This window comes from Klebsiella sp. C360 (assembly GCF_048822415.1).
Classification (GTDB): Bacteria; Pseudomonadota; Gammaproteobacteria; order Enterobacterales; family Enterobacteriaceae; genus Klebsiella; species Klebsiella quasipneumoniae.
Window position 1 is genome coordinate 131,759 of the sequence record NZ_JBMEZZ010000007.1, and the last position, 19,175, is coordinate 150,933.

The window sequence follows — 19,175 nt, forward strand, 5'->3', positions numbered from 1 at the left end:
CGCCTGCGGGCGCCGCCTTTCAGTCCCCTCTTTTCCGCTTTGACCACAGGAATTCCTATGACCGACGCGCTGCACGTCAGACTCCGCCCCCTTGAGCGCGAAGATTTGCGCTTTGTTCACCAGCTCGACAACAACGCCAGCGTGATGCGCTACTGGTTTGAAGAGCCCTATGAAGCCTTCGTTGAGCTTTCCGATCTGTACGACAAGCATATTCACGATCAAAGCGAGCGTCGCTTTGTGATCGAATGCAATGGCGATAAAGCCGGACTGGTGGAGCTGGTGGAAATTAACCATGTGCACCGCCGGGCCGAATTTCAGATCATCATCTCACCCGACTTCCAGGGAAAAGGCCTCGCCACCCGCGCCGCACGGCTGGCGATGGACTATGGCTTTACCGTGCTCAATCTGTATAAGCTGTATCTGATTGTGGATAAAGAGAATGAAAAAGCGATCCATATTTACCGCAAGCTCGGCTTTATGGTCGAGGGTGAACTGATCCATGAGTTTTTCATTAACGGCGAGTACCGCAACACCATCCGCATGTGTCTGTTTCAGCATCAGTATCTGGCGGAACACAAAACGCCGGGCCCGTCTCTGCTGAAGCCGACGGCTCAGTAATAATCAATGCGGTTTTTAATCGTGTAGTGGCGGGTCAGCGGCGGCTGGACGCTTTCATCGATCACCTGCAGCTCACAGCTCAGCGGATTGTCATGGCGATCGTAGTCGCAGGTCTGGCGCACCGTACCCAGCGTGCGGTCGTTGAAGGTGCTGATGGCGGTATAGTCCATTTTCTTGCGCGGATCCTTCGACGGCGTGGAGGCGACGGTAAATCGCTCCTCTTTGGCGGTGGTGGTTTTCCCCAGCGGATAGCCATCGCTGTCGTAACGGTAGGTGGCGGTAGTCTCTTTGCCGCGGGCGCTGATAATAAAGCCGTTATCATCCGTTTCCCAGCTCACGCCGGTGGCGGGCATCTCCGCCAGCTGACATTTCCCCTGCAGACGCAGCCGCTTCTCATGGGTGCGGCCATCGACGTAATAGTTGGCGTCCAGCAGCAGCGTGGCGCCGGTGTTATTCTCCACATCCTCCAGCGTCAGCAGATCGAAACATCCCTCTTTTGACAGCTGCGCGCTCACCTTCTTGACCACCGCATCGTGTTCGTCCAGTAACGTCTGGCTAAAATCCTTCACCGGACCGCGCAGCGGATCGAACTCAAACTCATTGGAAAAACTCGCCATCTCCGGGGTGAAGGCTTCCGGGGCGCTTTCGCGGTCGCACGCCGTCAGCAACAGCGCGGTCGGGATTAGCCAATACAGTCTTTTCACAGATGATTCCTTTTGTGTACATCCAATCATATTAGCAAATACAATTGTTTACACCAGTTCTGCTATGCTTAAATCTGGATACCATCGATAAGGAGCGTAAGATGAAACTATCCCTCTGGACAGGCGCCGCGCTGCTGCTGTGCTCCACGACCGTGCTGGCGGCCCCCGATTCCTGTGAACGGGTCAAAAATGATATTCAACAGAAGATCATTAACAATGGCGTACCGGAAACGGCCTTCAGTCTGGCCATCGTGCCAAACGACCAGGCGGACCAGCCCGGCGCTCAGGTGGTGGGTCATTGCGCCAACGACACCTTCAAAATCACCTACACCCGTAACAGCGACAGTCCCGCCGAAAACGACGCTCAGTAAACCCGCCTCGCTTTCAAACGAAAGATCTTATCCCTGCATTGACCAGGGATAAGATCTGCCGGCTACCCATAACGTATTATCGCTCACCCCGGCGTCTGTTAATGACGCGGCGGCCCTTCTCCGCCCAGCATAACTATCATGGAGTGAGCAATGTCGAATCAGGAATCTTCCGGCGGCGTCACCCGACGCGCGCTACTTAAATCCACAGCCCTCGGTTCTCTGGCGCTGGCCGCCGGCGGGCTTCCCCTGCCCTTTACGCTGCGCAGCGCCGCGGCGGCGGTCCAGCAGGCTACCGGCGACAACACCCGGATTGTCTGGGGCGCCTGTTCGGTCAACTGCGGCAGCCGCTGCGCCCTGCGGCTGCACGTGCGTGATGATGAAGTGGTCTACGTGGAAACGGATAACACCGGCGACGACCGCTACGGCGATCATCAGGTCCGCGCCTGCCTGCGCGGGCGTTCGATTCGCCGGCGCATCAACCACCCGGATCGCCTTAACTATCCGATGAAGCGCGTCGGCAAACGCGGAGAAGGCAAATTTGAGCGTATCAGCTGGCAGGAAGCGCTGGATACCCTTGCTGACCGTCTGAAACGCGTCGTCGCGCAATATGGCAACGAAGCCGTGTACATTAACTACTCATCAGGAATCGTCGGCGGGAACATGACCCGCTCCTCGCCTTCCGCTTCGCCGGTGGCGCGGCTGATGAACTGCTACGGCGGCTCGCTTAACCAGTACGGTACCTACAGCACCGCGCAGATCGCCTGCGCCATGCCCTACACCTACGGCAGTAACGACGGCAACAGCACCTCGGATATTGAAAACAGTAAGCTGGTGGTGATGTTCGGCAACAACCCGGCGGAAACCCGCATGAGCGGCGGCGGCATTACCTGGTATCTGGAACAGGCCCGCGAGCGCTCCAACGCGCGGATGATCGTTATCGATCCGCGCTACACCGATACCGCCGCCGGTCGCGAAGATGAGTGGATCCCCATTCGCCCCGGCACAGACGCCGCGCTGGTCGCCGGTATCGCCTGGGTGTTGATTAACGAAAATCTGGTGGATCAGCCGTTCCTTGATAAATACTGCGTCGGCTACGATGAGAAGACGCTGCCGGCCGGGGCGCCTGAGAATGGCCACTATAAAGCCTATATCCTCGGCGAGGGCGACGACGGCGTCGCCAAAACGCCGCAGTGGTCTTCGCGTATCACCGGCATCCCCGCCGATCGCATCATTAAGCTGGCGCGCGACATCGGCATGAGCAAACCGGCCTACATCTGCCAGGGCTGGGGGCCGCAGCGCCAGGCCAACGGCGAACTCTCCGCCCGGGCGATCGCCATGCTGCCGATCTTAACCGGCAATGTCGGCATCAACGGCGGCAACAGCGGCGCCCGCGAATCGACCTACACCATCACCATCGAGCGTCTGCCGGTGCTGGAAAACCCGGTGAAAACCGCCATCTCCTGCTTCACCTGGACCGACGCCATCGCTCGAGGCCCGGAGATGACCGCCACCCGCGACGGCGTGCGCGGCAAAGAGAAGCTGGATGTGCCGATCAAGTTCCTGTGGAACTACGCGGGCAATACCCTCATCAACCAGCACTCCGACATCAATAAGACCCACGAGATCCTACAGGACGAAAGCAAGTGCGAAACCATCGTGGTCATCGACAACTTTATGACCTCGTCGGCGAAATACGCCGACCTGCTGCTGCCCGACCTGATGACCGTTGAGCAGGAAGATATTATTCCCAACGATTACGCCGGCAATATGGGCTATCTGATTTTCATCCAGCCCGCCACCTCGGCGAAGTTTGAACGCAAACCGATTTACTGGATCTTAAGCGAAGTGGCGAAACGGCTCGGCGACGATGTCTACCAGCGTTTTACCGAGGGACGTACTCAGGCGCAGTGGCTGCAGCATCTGTACGCCAAAATGGTGGCGAAAGATCCGGCGCTGCCGGCCTACGATGAGCTGAAGCGAATGGGCATCTACAAGCGCAAGGACCCGAACGGCCACTTCGTCGCCTATCGCGACTTCCGCCGCGATCCTGAAGCGCATCCGCTCAAAACCCCGTCCGGCAAAATTGAGATCTACTCCAGCCGGCTCGCCGAAATTGCCGCCCGCTGGCAGCTGGAGAAAGACGAAGTCATCAGCCCGCTGCCGGTCTATGCCTCCACATTTGAAGGCTGGGACGATCCGCTGCGCAGCCAGTATCCGCTGCAGCTGTTTGGATTTCACTATAAGGCGCGCACCCATTCCAGCTACGGCAACGTGGACGTGCTGCAGGCCGCCTGCCGTCAGGAAGTGTGGATCAACCCGCTGGACGCGGAAAAACGCGGGATTAAAAACGGCGATCTGGTGCGGGTGTTCAACCAGCGCGGCGAAGTCCGGCTGCCGGCGAAGGTGACGCCACGCATCATGCCGGGCGTGTCGGCGATGGGCCAGGGCGCGTGGCACGACGCCAATATGGCCGGGGACCGGGTTGACCATGGCGCCTGCATGAATACCCTGACCACCCATCGCCCCTCGCCGCTGGCGAAAGGGAATCCGCAGCATACCAACCTGGTCGACATCGAGAAGGTTTAAGGAGTAAACCATGAGCACGCAATATGGATTCTTTATCGACTCCGCTCGCTGTACCGGGTGCAAAACCTGCGAGCTGGCCTGTAAGGACTATAAGAACCTGACTCCGGAGGTCAGCTTCCGTCGCATCTATGAGTACGCCGGCGGCGACTGGCAGGAGGACAACGGCATCTGGCAGCAGAACGTGTTCGCCTATTACCTCTCCATCGCCTGTAACCACTGCGCCGATCCGGCCTGCACCAAGGTCTGCCCGAGCGGAGCGATGCACAAGCGCGAAGACGGTTTTGTGGTGGTGGATGAAGAGGTGTGCATCGGCTGCCGCTACTGTCATATGGCCTGCCCGTACGGCGCGCCGCAATACAACGCCGACAAAGGCCATATGACCAAGTGCGACGGCTGTTATCAGCGCGTCGCCGAAGGGAAAAAGCCGATCTGCGTCGAGTCCTGCCCGCTGCGGGCGCTCGAGATGCAAAGCGCCGGGCTCGGCGCCATTCACAGCGCCGTTCAGCAGGCGGCCACCCTGCTGCCGGATTATGGCAGACTGCAGGCCTTACGTCTGATCCTGCTGGCGCTGGGACTCGGCTGCTGGCTGTGTCCGCTGATCCGCCGTCAGCCGCCGCGCGCTGCGGGGCTGCTGGCCGGTCTGCTGCTGGTCCTGATCGCGGAATGTATTGGCCGCGGCCTGTTTTATGGGCTCCATATGACCGTCGGTATGGCGGTTGCCCGTTAATGTGACGGCGCGCCGGCGCGCGCCGCAGAAAGGAATAAGTGATGATGCCGTTCCCTCACCGCGACGCTGTCGCCTTAAGCGCCCGTACCCTGGGCGCGTTGTTCTCTTATGCGCCGAATAGCCCGCAAATCGCGCCGCTGGTGGCCGCCTTCCGGGACGGCAGCTGGCAGCAACAGTGGCCCTTCCCGGTTGCCGCCCCGCTGGCATCGGGGTTTGCCGCGTCGGTTGAAGAGTCGTTGCCGGAAGCCTGGCAGCGCCTGTTTATCGGACCGTGGGCCCTGCCGGCGCCGCCCTGGGGATCCGTCTGGCTGGATAAAGAGTCGGTGCTGTTCGGCGAATCCACACTGGCCCTGCGCGAATGGATGCGCGCGAACGGCATCGCACTGGACGCCGAACGCAACGAGCCGGAAGACCATTTCGGCACCCTGCTGCTGCTGGCGGCGTGGCTGTGCGAAACGGAACAGGAGGCGTTGTTTGCCCAGCTGCTGGCCTGGCATCTGCTGCCGTGGTCCGGGCGCTTCCTGAGCGTCTTTGTCGAACATGCCGCCCACCCCTTCTACCAGGCGCTGGGCCAGTTGGCGCAGGCGACCCTGGCGCAGTGGCAGGCAGGTCTGCCCCTCGCGGTGGCGGAAAAGCCGCTCTATCGCTAATCCCTTTGCCGCGCCGGGAGTCGGCGCGGTTTCCTTGCTGGCTCCCCTCTCCGTAACCCGCACTTATCGCTTTTGCATATAAGTTTATTCCCTATCACAATAAGGCCATGTTTTCCCAATCTCGCTGTGACCGATGCATCGTCTTCATCCCTATCCTGATGTGCAGGTGATGTTTCGTCGCCTGCTGATCGCCACGCTGATTGGCCTTCTCGCCGCCCTGGCGGTGGCCCTGTTTCGCCATGCCATGGTGGTGCTGGAAACGCTGTTTCTCGGTAACGACAGCGGGAGCCTGGTCAACGCCGCGCAGTCGCTGCCGGCGTGGCGACGGCTGATTACCCCGGCGCTGGGGGGACTGGCGGCAGGGGCACTTCTCTGGCTGTGGCAACGACGCCGCGTTGCCCGTCCGCACGCCGCCACCGATTATATGGAAGCCCTGGAGACCGGAGACGGTTGCTTCGATACGCCGGCAAGCCTGGTGAAGTCGCTGGCCTCGCTGCTGGTGGTGGTCACCGGCAGCGCGATTGGCCGGGAAGGCGCCATGATCCTGTTGGCCGCGCTGGCGGCCTCGCTGTTCGCCCGCCGCTTCACGCCGCAGGCCGAATGGAAACTGTGGGTCGCCTGCGGCGCCGCCGCCGGGATGGCCAGCGCCTATCATGCTCCACTGGCCGGCAGCCTGTTTATCGCTGAAATTCTGTTTGGCACGCTGATGCTGGCCTCGCTTGGGCCGGTAGTGATCTCGGCAGTGATCGCCCTGCTGCTGACCCAGTTTCTCAACGGCGGCGCCGCGCCGTTGTACCATGTCGTCCTGCAGCAGGATCTCAGCGCGCTGCACTATGGCCTGATGCTCGCCACCGGACTGCTGGCCGGACTGTGCGGGCCGCTGTTTATCTGGCTGATGGAATACAGCCACCGCGGGTTCGTCAGGCTGAAACTGGCGCCGCCGTGGCAGCTGGCGCTGGGCGGTCTGATCGTCGGCGGCTTATCGCTCATCACGCCGGCGGTGTGGGGCAACGGCTACAGCGTGGTGCAAAGCTATCTGCTGCTGCCGCCGCCCGGCGCGCTGCTGGTGGCGGTATTCCTGTGCAAACTGCTGGCAGTGCTTGCCAGCAGTGGCTCCGGCGCGCCGGGCGGGGTGTTTACCCCCACGCTGTTTGTCGGCCTGGCGATGGGCATGCTATTGGCCCGCTTCAGCGGGCTGTGGCTACCGGGGGGGCAGGAGATGGCTATGATGATGGGACTGACCGGCATGGCGGCGTTTCTTGCCGCCACTACCCATGCGCCAATCATGTCGACTCTGATGATTTGTGAGATGACCGGGCAGTATGTGCTGCTGCCCGGCCTGCTGATCACCTGCGTGGTGGCGTCGGTGCTGTCGCGGACGTTACGCCGGGATTCGATCTATCGCCATCACGTTGCCGAGCATGTCTAAGTCGACGTAGCGGCTTAGCTCACGTTGTTCGGCGCGCGGCAGATACGGTAGCTCGCCAATGAGCGGCGCCGGCAGCTTTTTGCTGAGCACATCGATGATTTCGGCGTAGTGCGCCAGACCGGGGTTGATGCGGTTGGCCACCCAGCCGATCAGCGGCAGCCCGTCATTGGCGATCGCCTGGGCCGTCAGCAGCGCATGGTTGATGCACCCTTCCTGGATCCCCACCACCATCAGCACCGGGAGCTGCTCCTGTACCACCCATTCGGAGAGCGGTCGCAGGTCGTTCATCAGGCTGCGCCAGCCGCCGGTGCCTTCAACCACCACGTGTTCAACTTGCCCGGCCAGCCGCTGCAAACCATCCGACAGCAAACCGTAGTTGATCGGGCAGCTGTGTGCCACGCTGCTTTCGTCTTCGCTTAAGGCGATGGGATTGACAGCCTCATAGGGTAACGCCAGCGTGGAGACGCTCTGCAGCACCAGCGCGTCTTTATTACGCAAACCGTCCGGCGTCTCTTTGCTGCCCTTCGCCACAGGCTTGTACCCGGCCACGCTTTTGCCTCTGGCAGCAAGTGCCTGCAACAGCGCACGGGAAACCACTGTCTTCCCGACAGAGGTGTCTGTACCTGTAATAAAGAAACGCTTAAACATCACTAACCCCACAGTTTTGTCGATGAAATATACGGGAGAGAAATAATCAACAGTGGGCAAAGTCTACGTGAAGCCGCTGGGGGTCAGCTTGAGATAGCGCAATTTTTGGTGTGACTATGAAAAAATGTTAACCCTGTAACAGTCGTATGAGTAAGGATCCGTTATAGAGCGCATCCTTGACCAGCGCCGCGCCAGCCATCGTTCCGCGGTTGGAGAACTGGGTGCTTTCAACTGCGATATGCTGGCTGTAGGCCGGGAGTGATTGTTGCCGAATGCAGCTGGAAATTGCCGGAAAAAGAATGTCTGCCGCCAGGTTAAACGGCGAGCCGATCAGGATTTTCTGCGGGTTAAACAGATTGACCATGATCGCCAGAATGCGACCGACGTGATGACCGACGCCGCTGATAATGTCCCGGGCCAGCAGGTCGCCCTGCAGCGCCGCCTGGCACAGCCACTCCACACTCAGCGGACGCTGATGCAGCAGCGAGCTCATCGACTGCGCCATCCGCATCTGCGCCAGCTCCAGCACGCTCTCCACGCTGGCGATCGTTTCCAGACAGCCATGGTTGCCGCAGTAGCAGCGTTTGCCGTAGGGGTCGACCTGGGTATGACCGATCTCCACGAGGCTGCTGCTGCCGGCGTGCAGCAGACGTCCGTCGGTGATAACCCCGGCGCCGACGTTATGATCGATCACCACCTGAATGACGTCCCGGGCGCCGCGCGAGGCGCCAAACAGCGATTCCGCCATGGTCCAGGCGCTAATGTCATGCTGAATATAGACCGGCACCCCGGTATGGTTGGCCAGCGTTTCGCCCAACGGGACGTCTTTGACCTCTTCATAAAACGGCATGCGATGAATAATGCCGTTTTCGGTATCAATGATACCCGGCATCGTTATGGCGATGGAGGTGAGACGTTCCAGCTTCTTCTGGTGGCGAATAAAGAAGCGATCGATATGGTCGATAATCCGCGTCAGAAACGGCGAGCTGTCGGTAAGGGCCAGCTCCAGCTGCTCCTCCACCACCAGCTGGCTGCTTAAATCGCGCAGCGAAAGGTGGATCTCGCCGCGGCTGATACGCACCGCCAGATAGTGCCAGGCCTCGGTTTCCACCATCAGACCCACCGCCGGGCGCCCGCGGCTGCCGGGCTCCTGAATCTCGGTCTCCTGCACCAGATGCGCTTCCAGCATCTCGCGGACAATTTTGGTGATGCTGGCGGGCGCCAGTTGCGCAAATCGGGAGAGGTCGATACGCGATACCGGGCCGAGCTGATCAATCAGGCGATAGACGGCGCCCGCATTGGTCTGCTTAATTTGATCGATATGGCCTGGTTGACTATCCGCTACCACCATTGACTCCCTTTATTTTCGCGCTTCGAAATAAACTTTCGGCTATGGTGAAGCACTTCGATGGTGAACGTCAAATTTTTGCTTAGCCTTGTGATTTACCGCACATTTCCAGCCCCTTTTTGCCTCAATTGCGCTCGTTTTTCCAGGCCAGCAGCGTGTCACGAAAGCGTTTTGCCAGCGCCCCCTGCTCATGGTGTTTCGACCACACCAGCCACATCTCCGACACCGCATCCTGTTCGTCAATCGGCAGCCAGCGCATTTCGCTGAGCTGCACGCGCTGAAAGGAGGCCGGCAGGATCGACACCCCCAGCCCGGCGGCCACCAGGCCAATAATGGTCATCGCCTCCCCCACCTCCTGGGCAATCACCGGCGTATGGCCGTAGCGGCGCAGCAGGCCAAGGATATCGTCATACAGGCCGGTACCGACGTGCGGGTCGAAAAAGACGAACGGCTCCCGCGCCAGCGCCGCCAGGCTGACCGAGGGCTGGCGGGCCAGCGGATGGTCCGCCGGGACCATCGCCAGCAGCGGCTCGCGCAGCACTCGCTGCCACGCCAGGGTGTCCGGCAGTTGGGTATTGCGCAACAGGCCGAGGTCGAGGGCTCCCTCGCTCAGCGGGACAATCTGTTCGCGGGTATTGGTCTCGCGGGTGAGAATATGCACATCCGGGTAGCGCTGACGAAACAGGGACAGCGTATCGGATACCGCCTTGATAAAAGGGGCCGAGGAGGTAAAGCCGATACGCAGTTCGCCCGTTTCCCCATGGTGCAGACGGGCGGCGCGGGCGGCCGCGTCCTCCACCTGGGCGAGAATTTGTCGGCTGTCGGCGAGAAACTGTTTTCCCGCCGCCGTCAGGCTGACGCTGCGGTTGGTGCGGGCGAACAGGCGGGCGCCGGTCTGCTGCTCGAGGATCTGAATTTGCTGGCTTAACGGCGGTTGAGAGATGTTCAGTCGCGCCGCGGCGCGGCCAAAATGCAGCTCCTCGGCGACGGCGACAAAGTAGCGCAAATGACGCAACTCGATATTCATATTTAAAACGTCTTATTTGAGATTATTAATATATTAGACAGAATATTTACATTTTCATACCCTAAAAATGTGAGCTGAATGGTCACAACACTATGTTGGTAAGCAGCAACTTCTACCCAAGGAATTCTCTGTGAGTCGTACAACAACCGTTGACACCGTGCCGGCGGGCGAGGTCAGCGTCGCTGGTGCATCCCGCCCGGATCCGTTTATTAAGCGCGGCACCCCGCAGTTTATGCGCGTCACGCTCGCGCTATTCTCCGCCGGTCTGGCCACCTTCGCCCTGCTCTACTGCGTGCAGCCGATCCTGCCGGTGCTGTCGAACGAGTTCGGCGTATCGCCGGCCAGCAGCAGTATTTCTCTCTCCATTTCCACGGCGATGCTGGCGGTGGGGCTGCTGTTTACCGGCCCGCTGTCGGACGCCATAGGCCGCAAGCCGGTGATGGTCACCGCGCTGCTGCTGGCCGCCTGCTGCTCGCTGTTGTCGACCATGATGACCAGCTGGCACGGCATCCTGATTATGCGCGCCCTGATTGGCCTGTCGCTGAGCGGCGTGGCGGCGGTCGGTATGACCTACCTGAGCGAGGAGATCCACCCCAGCTTTGTGGCCTTCTCTATGGGACTCTATATCAGCGGCAACTCCATCGGCGGCATGAGCGGCCGCTTGCTCACCGGGGTCTTTACCGATTTTTTCGGCTGGCGCGTGGCGCTGGCGGTGATCAGCGGCTTCGCCCTGGCCGCGGCGATTATGTTCTGGCGAATCCTGCCCGAGTCGCGCCATTTCCGCCCGACCTCGCTGCGGCCAAAAACGCTGCTGATTAATTTCCGCCTGCACTGGCGCGATCGCGGCCTGCCGCTGCTGTTCGTCGAGGGTTTCCTGCTGATGGGGGCCTTTGTCACCCTGTTTAACTACATTGGCTACCGTCTGATGATGTCGCCGTGGTCGTTAAGCCAGGCGGTGGTGGGTCTGCTGTCGGTGGCGTATCTCACCGGGACCTGGAGCTCGCCGAAAGCGGGCGCCATGACCGTACGCTATGGCCGCGGTCCGGTGATGCTCGGTTTTACCGGCGTGATGCTCTGCGGCCTGCTGATGACGCTCTTTTCTTCCCTGTGGCTTATTTTCCTCGGCATGCTGCTGTTCTCCGCCGGCTTCTTCGCCGCGCATTCCGTCGCCAGCAGCTGGATTGGCCCGCGCGCGCGCCGCGCCCGCGGTCAGGCGTCATCGCTGTATCTATTCAGCTATTATCTTGGCTCAAGCCTGGCGGGGACATTAGGCGGGGTGTTCTGGCATCGCTACGGCTGGAACGGCGTCGGCGGATTTATCGCGTTGCTGCTCCTTGCCGCGCTGTTGACCGGCACTTGCCTGTATCGGCGACTAAAATAATCGCGCGTGACGTGGCCTGCGGGCCACGTTTCACCACATGCCCATGATAGATGACAAGCCCATCAGCTCTCTGACGGCATCAACGGACAGTAAGGCAATAAACAGCCAGGTGAACGGATTCATAAACCACCCCCGAACCTCCAGACTTGCGTTATCGATCACAGTTTAGTCACGATGCGTTACCGATTTCTGCAATACTGCTCACAGAGCCACGCTTTTTTTCCTGCTATCACGCGGCTAATGCTTTACCCCGCCCTCTGCGCGCCACGCTCGACCCGCCAGGCGTATCAGGATAGTGTAGAGGCATACCGATAATCTGTTCATTCACCTGTCACGGACCGAACGCTACTATGACTGAAAATACGCCTTATCAGCAGCTTACCCGCACCTTTCAGCGCCTGTCGCGCTTTTCGCATCTCTCCGCCATCGCCGGCTGGGATATGTTCGCCATGATGCCTCCGGGCGGTAGCGCCGCCCGCGGCGAAGCGCTGGCTGAACTCGGCGTGCTACAGCATCAGATCCTGACCGATAAAAAAGTGGGCCAATGGCTGCAGGCGGCCCGCCAGCAGGATCTCAACGACCTCGAACAGGCCAACCTGCGGGAAATGCAGCGCCAGTACGATCAGGCGGCGCTGCTGCCGGAGAGCCTGGTGGAGGCCAAATCGCTGGCCGGTAGCCGTTGCGAACATGCCTGGCGCAGTCAGCGGCCGGCTAATGACTGGGCTGGCTTTGCCGATAATTTGCGCGAGGTGGTCAGGCTGAGCCGCGAGGAAGCGCAGATCCGCGCCGACGCCCGGGGCGGCTCACGCTATGACGCGCTGCTGGATATTTTCGAACCGGATATGACCAGCGCCCGGCTGGACAGCCTGTTTGCCGACCTCAAGTCCTGGCTGCCTTCCCTGCTGCGACAAGCGGTCGATAAGCAGGCGACGCGAACCTTGATCGCCCCGCAGGGGCCGTTCCCGATCCCTGAGCAGCGCGAACTGGGTCTGCAGGCGATGCGCATCCTCGGCTTTGACTTTGACGGCGGGCGTCTGGACATCAGCGCCCACCCGTTTTGCGGCGGCGTCCCTCAGGATGTGCGCATCACCACCCGCTACAACGAAAACGACCTGCTCAGCGCTCTGTTCGGCGTGATCCACGAGACCGGCCACGCCCGCTATGAGCAGAATCTGCCTCGCCCGTGGGTCGACCAGCCGGTAGGACTGGCCCGCTCTACTGCTATCCATGAGTCGCAGAGCCTGTTCTTCGAAATGCAGCTGGGACGCAGCGAGCGCTTCCTTAAACGCCTGTTGCCGGCGGTGCGCGAACGCTTTGGCGATCGGCCGGCCTTTAGCGAGGAGAATTTCATCGCCTGGAACCAGCGGGTGAAACCAGGCTTTATTCGCGTTGATGCCGATGAGGTCAGCTATCCGGCGCATGTGATCCTGCGCTATGAAATTGAACGCGCGCTGATCGACGGCGAGATAGAGGTGGAAGATATTCCGTCGCTGTGGGATGAGAAAATGCAGCACTGGCTGGGACTGTCGACCACCGGCAACTACCGGGACGGCTGTATGCAGGATATTCACTGGACCGACGGCGGCTTCGGCTACTTCCCTTCCTACACGCTGGGGGCGATGTATGCCGCGCAGCTGATGGCCGCCGCCCGTCGCGCGCTGCCGACGTTAGACCGCGATATCGCGGAAGGGGATTTCAGCGCCCTGTTTGACTGGCTGCGGCAGAATATCTGGCAGCATGGCAGCCGCTTCACCACCTCGCAGCTGATCCAGCAGGCCACCGGCGAGGATCTTAACAGCAGCTACTTCCGCGACCACCTTACCGCCCGCTATCTGTGATCGTCCGCGCCGGGCTGCCCGGCGCGTCCTTCCACTCCCCGCCTTGTACATTCGGTTACACGCCGATACCAAACACTCACGGAAAGCCCGAAAAGACAAGCATATAGTGATTTCACCGGCCCCGCAGTGGGGTTGAAATTAAGAAAACTTTTCGAGGATATCAGAATGAAAAAAGTATTAGCTCTGGTCGTTGCCGCTGCTATGGGTCTCTCTTCCGCCGCTTTCGCTGCTGACGCAGTAAGCACCACTCAGGCGCCAGCTGCTACCCACAGCACTGCTGCCAAGACCACCCATCACAAAAAACACCATAAAGCCGCGGCCAAACCAGCTGCAGAGCAGAAAGCTCAGGCTGCCAAAAAACACAAGAAAGCAGAAGCTAAACCAGCCGCTGCCCAGAAAGCCCAGGCCGCTAAAAAACACAAAAAAGCAGAAGCCAAACCCGCCGCTCCGCAGAAAGCCCAGGCCGCGAAAAAGCACCACAAAGCTGCCGCTAAACCGGTAGCCCAGAAAGCTCAGGCAGCGAAAAAACACCACAAAACCACCAAACACCAGGCCGCTAAACCTGCTGCACAGCCGGCAGCCTAATTCCTCCCGGTGAACCAACCTTCTTAAATAATCGGCGCTGCTTCAGCGCCGTTTTTTCTGGAGAGCACTATGCTGCGGCGTTATCGTTTTGAGCTCATCCTGATCCTGTTAATCATTTGCGCAGTGGTTGCGACCCGCTTTTTCCTCTATTAATCATTTCGCCTTTCTCTCCCGTTTTTCCGCCTGGCTCAGACTTCCCGCAAGGTGAATGTCGCGCAAATATTGTTGCCCACCCTTATCACTCTCTTTTACCCTGCCGCTGCCAGCGGCGCAAATCATGCCCGGCGCCCGAAGACGCCAGACACGTTAGCAATAAACCATCGCGCGCCTGGCCCCCACGCGGCGGCCAGACTCATCACAACGCACGTACCGCTTCCATCACCAGATAGCCGGTTGCGCCCCAGATGGCCACCGAGACCAGGGAAACATAGACCAGTGCGCGAATACCTTTTTTAGACATATACCCTCCGAACGCCGGGGAAATAGAATTCAGGCTATCATCGCCGGTATTACCTCTCTATTTACTCAACGGCCGGGTGACGGTAACAACGTTTTCGGTGAGAAAATGTTTCGCATTGAAAATAATTACGTGAGGCGTAAAGAAGTGCGAATTCTGGTGAAGATCTGGCGGGTAAAAGTATTATTTTTGCGCATTATACTGCCAAACCAGGAATAACCTCAAAGAGGTATTGCTGCATTATTCGCCAATTTCAGTACGTTCTGATACACGAATGTGCTTGCGCCAGACCGTGCTTTCTGCGGAAATAGCAGCAGAAGGTTAATGCTATTAACCGATTGAAATCAGAAGGTTTTACCCGCGCCAGAGTCCGTCGCGCGCAGATGAGACATGCCGTTTGGCCTGATTAGAATTATTGTTTACTTTCAAAAACTTAAATCTCCTGCTACTGTCAATAGACATCATAGCCTCCCCCAGAGAGTGATATGCGTAGAGACGTTCTGTTATTACTGTGTTCATTTTATCTGTTACCTCTGGGCGCGCATGCCGAAGATAGCGGACTGAGCGCCAAAGATATTAAGACGTTGTTTTTCGGCCACGATGACCGTAAAGCGGTGAGCCGCCCGGAGGAGAGTCCGTGGGACGCGATTGGCCAGCTGGAGACCGCCAGCGGCAATCTGTGCACGGCGACGCTCATCTCCCCCAACCTGGCGCTGACCGCGGGCCACTGCCTGTTAACGCCCCCGCGCGGCAAGCCGGACAAAGCGGTCGCTCTGCGCTTTATTTCCCGCAAGGGCAACTGGGTGTATGAGATCCACGGCATTGACGGACGCGTGGATCCCGGATTAGGCAAGCGTCTGAAAGCCGACGGTGACGGCTGGATCGTTCCCTCCGCCGCGGCGCCCTCGGATTTTGGCCTGATCGTGCTGCGCTATGCTCCCTCGGGCATCACGCCGATCCCGCTCTTCCCCGGCAGTAAGGCCGATTTAACCGCCGCGCTGAAGGCGGCGGACCGGAAAGTGACCCAGTCAGGTTATCCTGAAGATCATCTGGACAATCTTTACAGCCATCAGGATTGCATCGTCACCGGCTGGGCGCAAAACAGCGTCCTGTCGCACCAGTGTGATACCCTGCCCGGCGACAGCGGCTCGCCGCTGCTGCTGAAAACCGCGGACGGCTGGCAAGTGATCGCCGTGCAAAGTTCGGCTCCCGGCCCGCAGGATCGCTGGCGGGCGGACAACCGCGCCATCGCGGTGACCGGCTTTCGCGATAAGCTGGAGGCGCTGGCCGGAGAGTAATTACTCCTGCTGCTGACGCCGCTGCAGCAGGTCGGCGATCGGCATCGGTTTACTGAAGTAAAAGCCCTGTAGCCGGTCGCAGCCGGCCCGCCGCAGCAGCGCCAGCTGTTGCGGATCTTCAACCCCCTCCGCCACGACCGTCATCCCCAGCGCGCGGGCGATATGGCGGATCAGAGTGTCGCCCACATCGTGGCCATAGTTATCATTCACATCCTTAAAACCGTCCAGATCGATAAACACCACGCACTGCATATCGTGCTTACTCGTGTCGCACACCTGGCTGAGCCGCAGCAGCAGCGCACGCCGGTTGGGCAGGCGGCTGAGCCAGTCAATCAGGGCGATCTCCCGCGCCTGACGTTCGCCGCGGGCCAGCTTATACATGCCGAGGCTGCTGAACAGAATAAACAGCAGGATCAGGCTGGCGGCCACCCCGGCGATGAGCCGCATACTGCCTGACGAGGCCAGGGCCGCTTCGGCGCCGGGCAGACGCGGCTGCCACGCCAGATAGCCCAGAACCTCGCCTCCCTGCGTGCGCAGCGGGATCCGGTGTTCGCCTGGGCCGTCGCTGAGATGCAGATGGCTTATCTGGAAGGTGTCGCCTAAACGCTCCAGCAGCTTAGGGCTGATGTGCCGGGTAATGACCAGATAGCGTCGGGTCTCGTCAGCCACCTGCAGCCGGCCGCTCGTCGGCCGTATCAGGCCGATGCCGACGAAAGCGATCCCGGCCTCGGTACGTGTGATGCCGGCGAAGGCGTTTTTCCCCTCGCGCAGAGCCTGTGCATGATAGCGGATCAGGCTGGTCAGCCCGGCGCCGAGAAATGAGAGGTCTGCCCGGGGCATAACCTGACTCTGAAAGGCGCCCCACAGGATGTGATAATGTTCATCAAGGACAAAGGTGCCGTCATACAGGTTATTGATTTTGAAGCCGGATCCCCAGGAGTCGTACAGCCATTTTTGATCCAGGCTGGGAGCGTAAGTCTGGGTCACCGCATCGTCCCAGATGGCATTGTCCAGCACCAGCGACAGCACCCGGTTGACCGAGGTCTGCACCGCCCCTTCCACCGACAGGACCGAGCGCTGCTGATCAATTTCATTGGATTTGCTGGCAATGAGGTGTTGCGAGAGGTAAAGCAGGGAGATCACCGACGCGGTGAGGCCGAGCCCGGCGAGAAAAATCATTATTGACAACGTCCTGGCGGAAGGAATTTTCTGCCAGCCGAAAGCTGTGAGCATGCGCAGTCCTCATCGTCACCGGGCACAATACCTGCGGGGCCGGTCTTGAGTAAGCATACTACAGCGAACCCGTTTTGCCGCCTGGCTTTGCAGGCGGCGCGACATCAGGCGAGTTTAATTAACACCATGCCGGCAACCAGCAGGATGACTCCCGCCCAGCCTTTGTTATTCAGGCGCTGGCCAAACAGCACCCAGCCGGCGGCGATGGTCGCCGCGATACCGAAGCCGCCCCACAGCGCATAGGCGACCGACAGATCGATGCCTTTCACCGCCTGCGACAGGGCGCTGAACGCGCCCAGCACCGCCGCCAGCGACAGAATGCCATAGACCTTGCGGCGGAAACCGTCGGAAAACTTCAAAAAGACGTTGGCAATAATTTCCAGAACAATGGCGATAGCCAGCCAGATGGCGTGGATCCACTCAAACTGCTGCATGAGCCACCTCCGGCTTCGACGACGCTTTTTTCTGGGTGCCGGACTTAATTAAGACGATCCCCACTACCAGGGTAGTCAGACCGGCTATTTTCAGCAGCGACAGGCTTTCATCAAACAACAGTACGCTGAACAGGGTGATCAGCAAAATACCAATCCCTTCCCATAACGCGTAGGCCACGCCGAGGGCAATTTTTTTAACCGCAAAGGCGAGAAAAATATATGACAGGGCAATCATGGCCAGCATTAAAATAAAGCCGGTATGCCCACCGCTAATGCTTGCCCATTTCATCGACAAGGTGCCGGTAATTTCAGCAATAATCGCTAAAGCTAATAAAATCCAATAAAACATGATCCCTTCTCCTGCTTGAGAATATAATCCATTACCGTTTACGCGACGCGTAAACAGGAAAATTTCTGACGTAGATTTCGCTGTGCGCTTGGCGCCAGCTCAGGCAGAAAGAAGGTGACTATAGCGCCGAATGCCAGTGCTGTTCGCCGGCAAAACGGGAAAAAGTGAGGGATACTGCGGGGTGATTTAAAATATACATCCTGAACTGATTGTCCATAAAATTACAATTATCCGCGGTGTTGCTTCTCGTCCGGTGCGGATGAAAATTGTCCTCAGTAGTTAAACACAGGTAGATTTGTAGCATAGTGCTACATTTTATTCAAAGACTTTGCAATTCTTTACGACGCGGTTTTGCTGCAATGCGTTTTTTCTGAAAAAAAACGTCATTATGCTAATGTAACGCAACCTGTTAACAGGCAAGGAAGATTGAGGACGGGATCCTATGGCTAAACCTATTATTACACTTAACGGATTAAAGATGGTCATCATGCTGGGCATGCTGGTGATCATCCTGACCGGCATTCGCTTTGCGGCAGACATTATTGTCCCGTTTATACTCGCGCTTTTTCTGGCGGTGATTATTAATCCGCTGGTCCAGTTGCTGGTCCGCTGCCGGGTGCCACGCGTGCTGGCGATCTCATTGCTGATCGGCCTTATCGTCATGTTAGCCGTTGTGCTGCTGGCCTCGCTGGGGACTTCGCTTAACGAGCTGGCGCGCACCCTGCCGCAGTACCGCAACTATCTCTACGAACCGATGCAAACCATCGCTCCCTGGCTGCAGCGCCTGGGCTTTACCGTCTCGGTGGTGGAGCTTAACAAATACATCGACCCCAACGCCGTGATGACCCTGGTCACCGGTCTGCTCACTCAGCTGTCGAACGCCATGTCCTCGATTTTTCTGCTGCTGCTGACGGTGGTGTTTATGCTGCTGGAGGTTCCGCAACTGCCCGCCAAACTGCAGCAGCTGATGTCCCGCCCGGTAGAAGGCATGGGGGCCATTCAGCGCGCCATCGACAGCGTGTCGCATTATCTGGTGCTGAAGACCGCGATTAGCCTGGTCACCGGGCTGGTGGTCTGGGGCATGCTGGTTCTGCTGGACGTGCGTTTCGCCTTTATGTGGGGGCTGCTGGCCTTCGCGCTGAACTATATTCCCAATATTGGCTCCGTGCTGGCGGCCATCCCGCCGATCCTGCAGGTCCTGGTATTCGGCGGTCTGTACGAGGCGCTGGTGGTGCTGGCCGGCTATCTGATCGTTAACCTGGTGTTCGGCAATATTCTCGAACCGCGGATCATGGGGCGCGGCCTGGGACTCTCCACCCTGGTGGTATTCCTGTCGTTGATCTTCTGGGGCTGGCTGCTGGGTCCGGTCGGTATGCTCCTGTCGGTGCCGTTGACGATCATCGTCAAAATCGCCCTCGAGCAGACCAGCGGCGGCCAGAGCATCGCATTCTTATTAAGTGATGTGAGCAAAGAGTAACCCTTCCCCGGGCCG

Annotated in this window: 19 protein-coding genes; 11 read left to right on the top strand and 8 right to left on the bottom strand. The window is 59.2% G+C overall.

Annotated features, from left to right (window positions below):
* Positions 1–57: 57 nt before the first annotated feature.
* Positions 58–618, top strand: coding sequence for a spermidine N1-acetyltransferase (speG, locus tag ACOI7D_RS19130; RefSeq protein WP_004206037.1), 561 nt, complete (start codon positions 58–60; stop codon positions 616–618).
* Here speG and ACOI7D_RS19135 read toward each other — a convergent pair.
* Positions 612–1,322, bottom strand: coding sequence for a YnfC family lipoprotein (locus ACOI7D_RS19135; RefSeq protein ID WP_109547387.1), 711 nt, complete (start codon positions 1,320–1,322; stop codon positions 612–614). The genes speG and ACOI7D_RS19135 overlap by 7 nt on opposite strands.
* Positions 1,323–1,423: 101 nt before the next feature.
* On the opposite strand from ACOI7D_RS19135, the gene ACOI7D_RS19140 reads away from it, so the two are divergent.
* The 5 genes from ACOI7D_RS19140 to clcB all read left to right on the top strand — a co-directional run bounded on the left by ACOI7D_RS19140 (position 1,424) and on the right by clcB (position 7,085).
* On the top strand, positions 1,424–1,693 hold the full coding sequence (locus tag ACOI7D_RS19140) for a DUF1161 domain-containing protein (RefSeq protein WP_004206039.1): 270 nt from the start codon (positions 1,424–1,426) through the stop codon (positions 1,691–1,693).
* Positions 1,694–1,843: 150 nt separating this feature from the next.
* Positions 1,844–4,279 carry a selenate/tellurate reductase subunit YnfE gene (ynfE, locus tag ACOI7D_RS19145; protein WP_109547388.1) on the top strand — a complete coding sequence of 812 codons (2,436 nt, stop codon included), beginning with the start codon at positions 1,844–1,846 and terminating at the stop codon, positions 4,277–4,279.
* Between the two features lie 10 nt (positions 4,280–4,289).
* Positions 4,290–5,006 (top strand): DMSO/selenate family reductase complex B subunit, encoded by a 717-nt coding sequence (locus tag ACOI7D_RS19150; protein ID WP_109547389.1) that lies wholly within the window; start codon positions 4,290–4,292, stop codon positions 5,004–5,006.
* Between the two features lie 41 nt (positions 5,007–5,047).
* Positions 5,048–5,656 (top strand): Tat proofreading chaperone DmsD, encoded by a 609-nt coding sequence (dmsD, locus tag ACOI7D_RS19155; RefSeq protein WP_109547390.1) that lies wholly within the window; start codon positions 5,048–5,050, stop codon positions 5,654–5,656.
* A 133-nt stretch (positions 5,657–5,789) separates the two neighbouring features.
* Positions 5,790–7,085, top strand: coding sequence for a voltage-gated ClC-type chloride channel ClcB (clcB, locus tag ACOI7D_RS19160; protein ID WP_023289549.1), 1,296 nt, complete (start codon positions 5,790–5,792; stop codon positions 7,083–7,085).
* On the opposite strand, the gene bioD is transcribed toward clcB, so the two are convergent.
* From bioD to ACOI7D_RS19175, 3 genes are all read right to left on the bottom strand, one after another.
* Positions 7,038–7,733 (bottom strand): dethiobiotin synthase, encoded by a 696-nt coding sequence (gene bioD, locus ACOI7D_RS19165; RefSeq protein WP_023289548.1) that lies wholly within the window; start codon positions 7,731–7,733, stop codon positions 7,038–7,040. The two genes, clcB and bioD, sit on opposite strands and share 48 nt — an antisense overlap.
* 127 nt (positions 7,734–7,860) lie before the next feature.
* On the bottom strand, positions 7,861–9,081 hold the full coding sequence (gene mlc / locus ACOI7D_RS19170; RefSeq protein ID WP_032429145.1) for a sugar metabolism global transcriptional regulator Mlc: 1,221 nt from the start codon (positions 9,079–9,081) through the stop codon (positions 7,861–7,863).
* A gap of 124 nt (positions 9,082–9,205) precedes the next feature.
* A complete protein-coding gene (locus ACOI7D_RS19175; protein WP_023289546.1) occupies positions 9,206–10,108 on the bottom strand; it encodes a LysR family transcriptional regulator in 903 nt (300 codons plus the stop codon).
* Positions 10,109–10,238: 130 nt separating this feature from the next.
* On the opposite strand from ACOI7D_RS19175, the gene ACOI7D_RS19180 reads away from it, so the two are divergent.
* Positions 10,239–11,489: an MFS transporter gene (locus ACOI7D_RS19180; RefSeq protein ID WP_023289545.1), complete on the top strand. Its 1,251-nt coding sequence runs from the start codon at positions 10,239–10,241 to the stop codon at positions 11,487–11,489.
* Between the two features lie 30 nt (positions 11,490–11,519).
* On the opposite strand, the gene ACOI7D_RS19185 is transcribed toward ACOI7D_RS19180, so the two are convergent.
* Positions 11,520–11,612, bottom strand: coding sequence for a KPN_01571 family protein (locus ACOI7D_RS19185; RefSeq protein WP_004206050.1), 93 nt, complete (start codon positions 11,610–11,612; stop codon positions 11,520–11,522).
* Between the two features lie 227 nt (positions 11,613–11,839).
* Here ACOI7D_RS19185 and ACOI7D_RS19190 point away from each other — a divergent pair, with 227 nt between their 5' ends.
* The 3 genes from ACOI7D_RS19190 (at position 11,840) to ACOI7D_RS19200 (ending at position 15,667) form a co-directional block, all read left to right on the top strand.
* On the top strand, positions 11,840–13,327 hold the full coding sequence (locus tag ACOI7D_RS19190) for a carboxypeptidase M32 (protein ID WP_281166430.1): 1,488 nt from the start codon (positions 11,840–11,842) through the stop codon (positions 13,325–13,327).
* A gap of 165 nt (positions 13,328–13,492) precedes the next feature.
* Positions 13,493–13,912, top strand: a complete 420-nt coding sequence (gene asr / locus ACOI7D_RS19195; RefSeq protein ID WP_004206052.1) for an acid resistance repetitive basic protein Asr — start codon at positions 13,493–13,495, stop codon at positions 13,910–13,912.
* Between the two features lie 942 nt (positions 13,913–14,854).
* Positions 14,855–15,667 carry a trypsin-like serine peptidase gene (locus ACOI7D_RS19200; RefSeq protein ID WP_048297448.1) on the top strand — a complete coding sequence of 271 codons (813 nt, stop codon included), beginning with the start codon at positions 14,855–14,857 and terminating at the stop codon, positions 15,665–15,667.
* Here the strand turns inward: ACOI7D_RS19200 and ACOI7D_RS19205 are convergent, their stop codons facing one another.
* The 3 genes from ACOI7D_RS19205 to kpnE form a co-directional block, all read right to left on the bottom strand.
* Positions 15,668–16,900: a diguanylate cyclase domain-containing protein gene (locus tag ACOI7D_RS19205; RefSeq protein WP_109547391.1), complete on the bottom strand. Its 1,233-nt coding sequence runs from the start codon at positions 16,898–16,900 to the stop codon at positions 15,668–15,670. It lies immediately after the preceding gene.
* A gap of 104 nt (positions 16,901–17,004) precedes the next feature.
* Positions 17,005–17,334, bottom strand: coding sequence for a multidrug efflux SMR transporter subunit KpnF (kpnF, locus tag ACOI7D_RS19210; protein ID WP_023289540.1), 330 nt, complete (start codon positions 17,332–17,334; stop codon positions 17,005–17,007).
* Entirely contained in the window at positions 17,321–17,683 is a 363-nt protein-coding gene (kpnE, locus tag ACOI7D_RS19215) for a multidrug efflux SMR transporter subunit KpnE (RefSeq protein ID WP_032452729.1), read from the bottom strand. The genes kpnF and kpnE overlap by 14 nt, the downstream gene beginning before the upstream one ends.
* A 442-nt stretch (positions 17,684–18,125) precedes the next feature.
* Here kpnE and ACOI7D_RS19220 point away from each other — a divergent pair, with 442 nt between their 5' ends.
* Positions 18,126–19,160: an AI-2E family transporter gene (locus ACOI7D_RS19220; RefSeq protein WP_023289538.1), complete on the top strand. Its 1,035-nt coding sequence runs from the start codon at positions 18,126–18,128 to the stop codon at positions 19,158–19,160.
* Positions 19,161–19,175 lie beyond the last annotated feature (15 nt).

Excerpts from the sequence above, each read along its gene's own strand:
- ACOI7D_RS19220 (WP_023289538.1), top strand. The coding sequence starts at position 18,126 with ATGGCTAAACCTATTATTACACTTAACGGATTAAAGATGGTCATCATG.
- ACOI7D_RS19150 (WP_109547389.1), top strand. The coding sequence starts at position 4,290 with ATGAGCACGCAATATGGATTCTTTATCGACTCCGCTCGCTGTACCGGG.
- bioD (WP_023289548.1), bottom strand. The coding sequence starts at position 7,733 with ATGTTTAAGCGTTTCTTTATTACAGGTACAGACACCTCTGTCGGGAAG.
- speG (WP_004206037.1), top strand. The coding sequence starts at position 58 with ATGACCGACGCGCTGCACGTCAGACTCCGCCCCCTTGAGCGCGAAGAT.
- kpnF (WP_023289540.1), bottom strand. The coding sequence starts at position 17,334 with ATGCAGCAGTTTGAGTGGATCCACGCCATCTGGCTGGCTATCGCCATT.
- asr (WP_004206052.1), top strand. The coding sequence starts at position 13,493 with ATGAAAAAAGTATTAGCTCTGGTCGTTGCCGCTGCTATGGGTCTCTCT.
- clcB (WP_023289549.1), top strand. The coding sequence starts at position 5,790 with ATGCATCGTCTTCATCCCTATCCTGATGTGCAGGTGATGTTTCGTCGC.
- ACOI7D_RS19175 (WP_023289546.1), bottom strand. The coding sequence starts at position 10,108 with ATGAATATCGAGTTGCGTCATTTGCGCTACTTTGTCGCCGTCGCCGAG.
- ACOI7D_RS19185 (WP_004206050.1), bottom strand. The coding sequence starts at position 11,612 with ATGAATCCGTTCACCTGGCTGTTTATTGCCTTACTGTCCGTTGATGCC.
- kpnE (WP_032452729.1), bottom strand. The coding sequence starts at position 17,683 with ATGTTTTATTGGATTTTATTAGCTTTAGCGATTATTGCTGAAATTACC.
- ACOI7D_RS19200 (WP_048297448.1), top strand. The coding sequence starts at position 14,855 with ATGCGTAGAGACGTTCTGTTATTACTGTGTTCATTTTATCTGTTACCT.
- ACOI7D_RS19190 (WP_281166430.1), top strand. The coding sequence starts at position 11,840 with ATGACTGAAAATACGCCTTATCAGCAGCTTACCCGCACCTTTCAGCGC.
- dmsD (WP_109547390.1), top strand. The coding sequence starts at position 5,048 with ATGATGCCGTTCCCTCACCGCGACGCTGTCGCCTTAAGCGCCCGTACC.
- ACOI7D_RS19205 (WP_109547391.1), bottom strand. The coding sequence starts at position 16,900 with ATGCTCACAGCTTTCGGCTGGCAGAAAATTCCTTCCGCCAGGACGTTG.
- ynfE (WP_109547388.1), top strand. The coding sequence starts at position 1,844 with ATGTCGAATCAGGAATCTTCCGGCGGCGTCACCCGACGCGCGCTACTT.
- ACOI7D_RS19140 (WP_004206039.1), top strand. The coding sequence starts at position 1,424 with ATGAAACTATCCCTCTGGACAGGCGCCGCGCTGCTGCTGTGCTCCACG.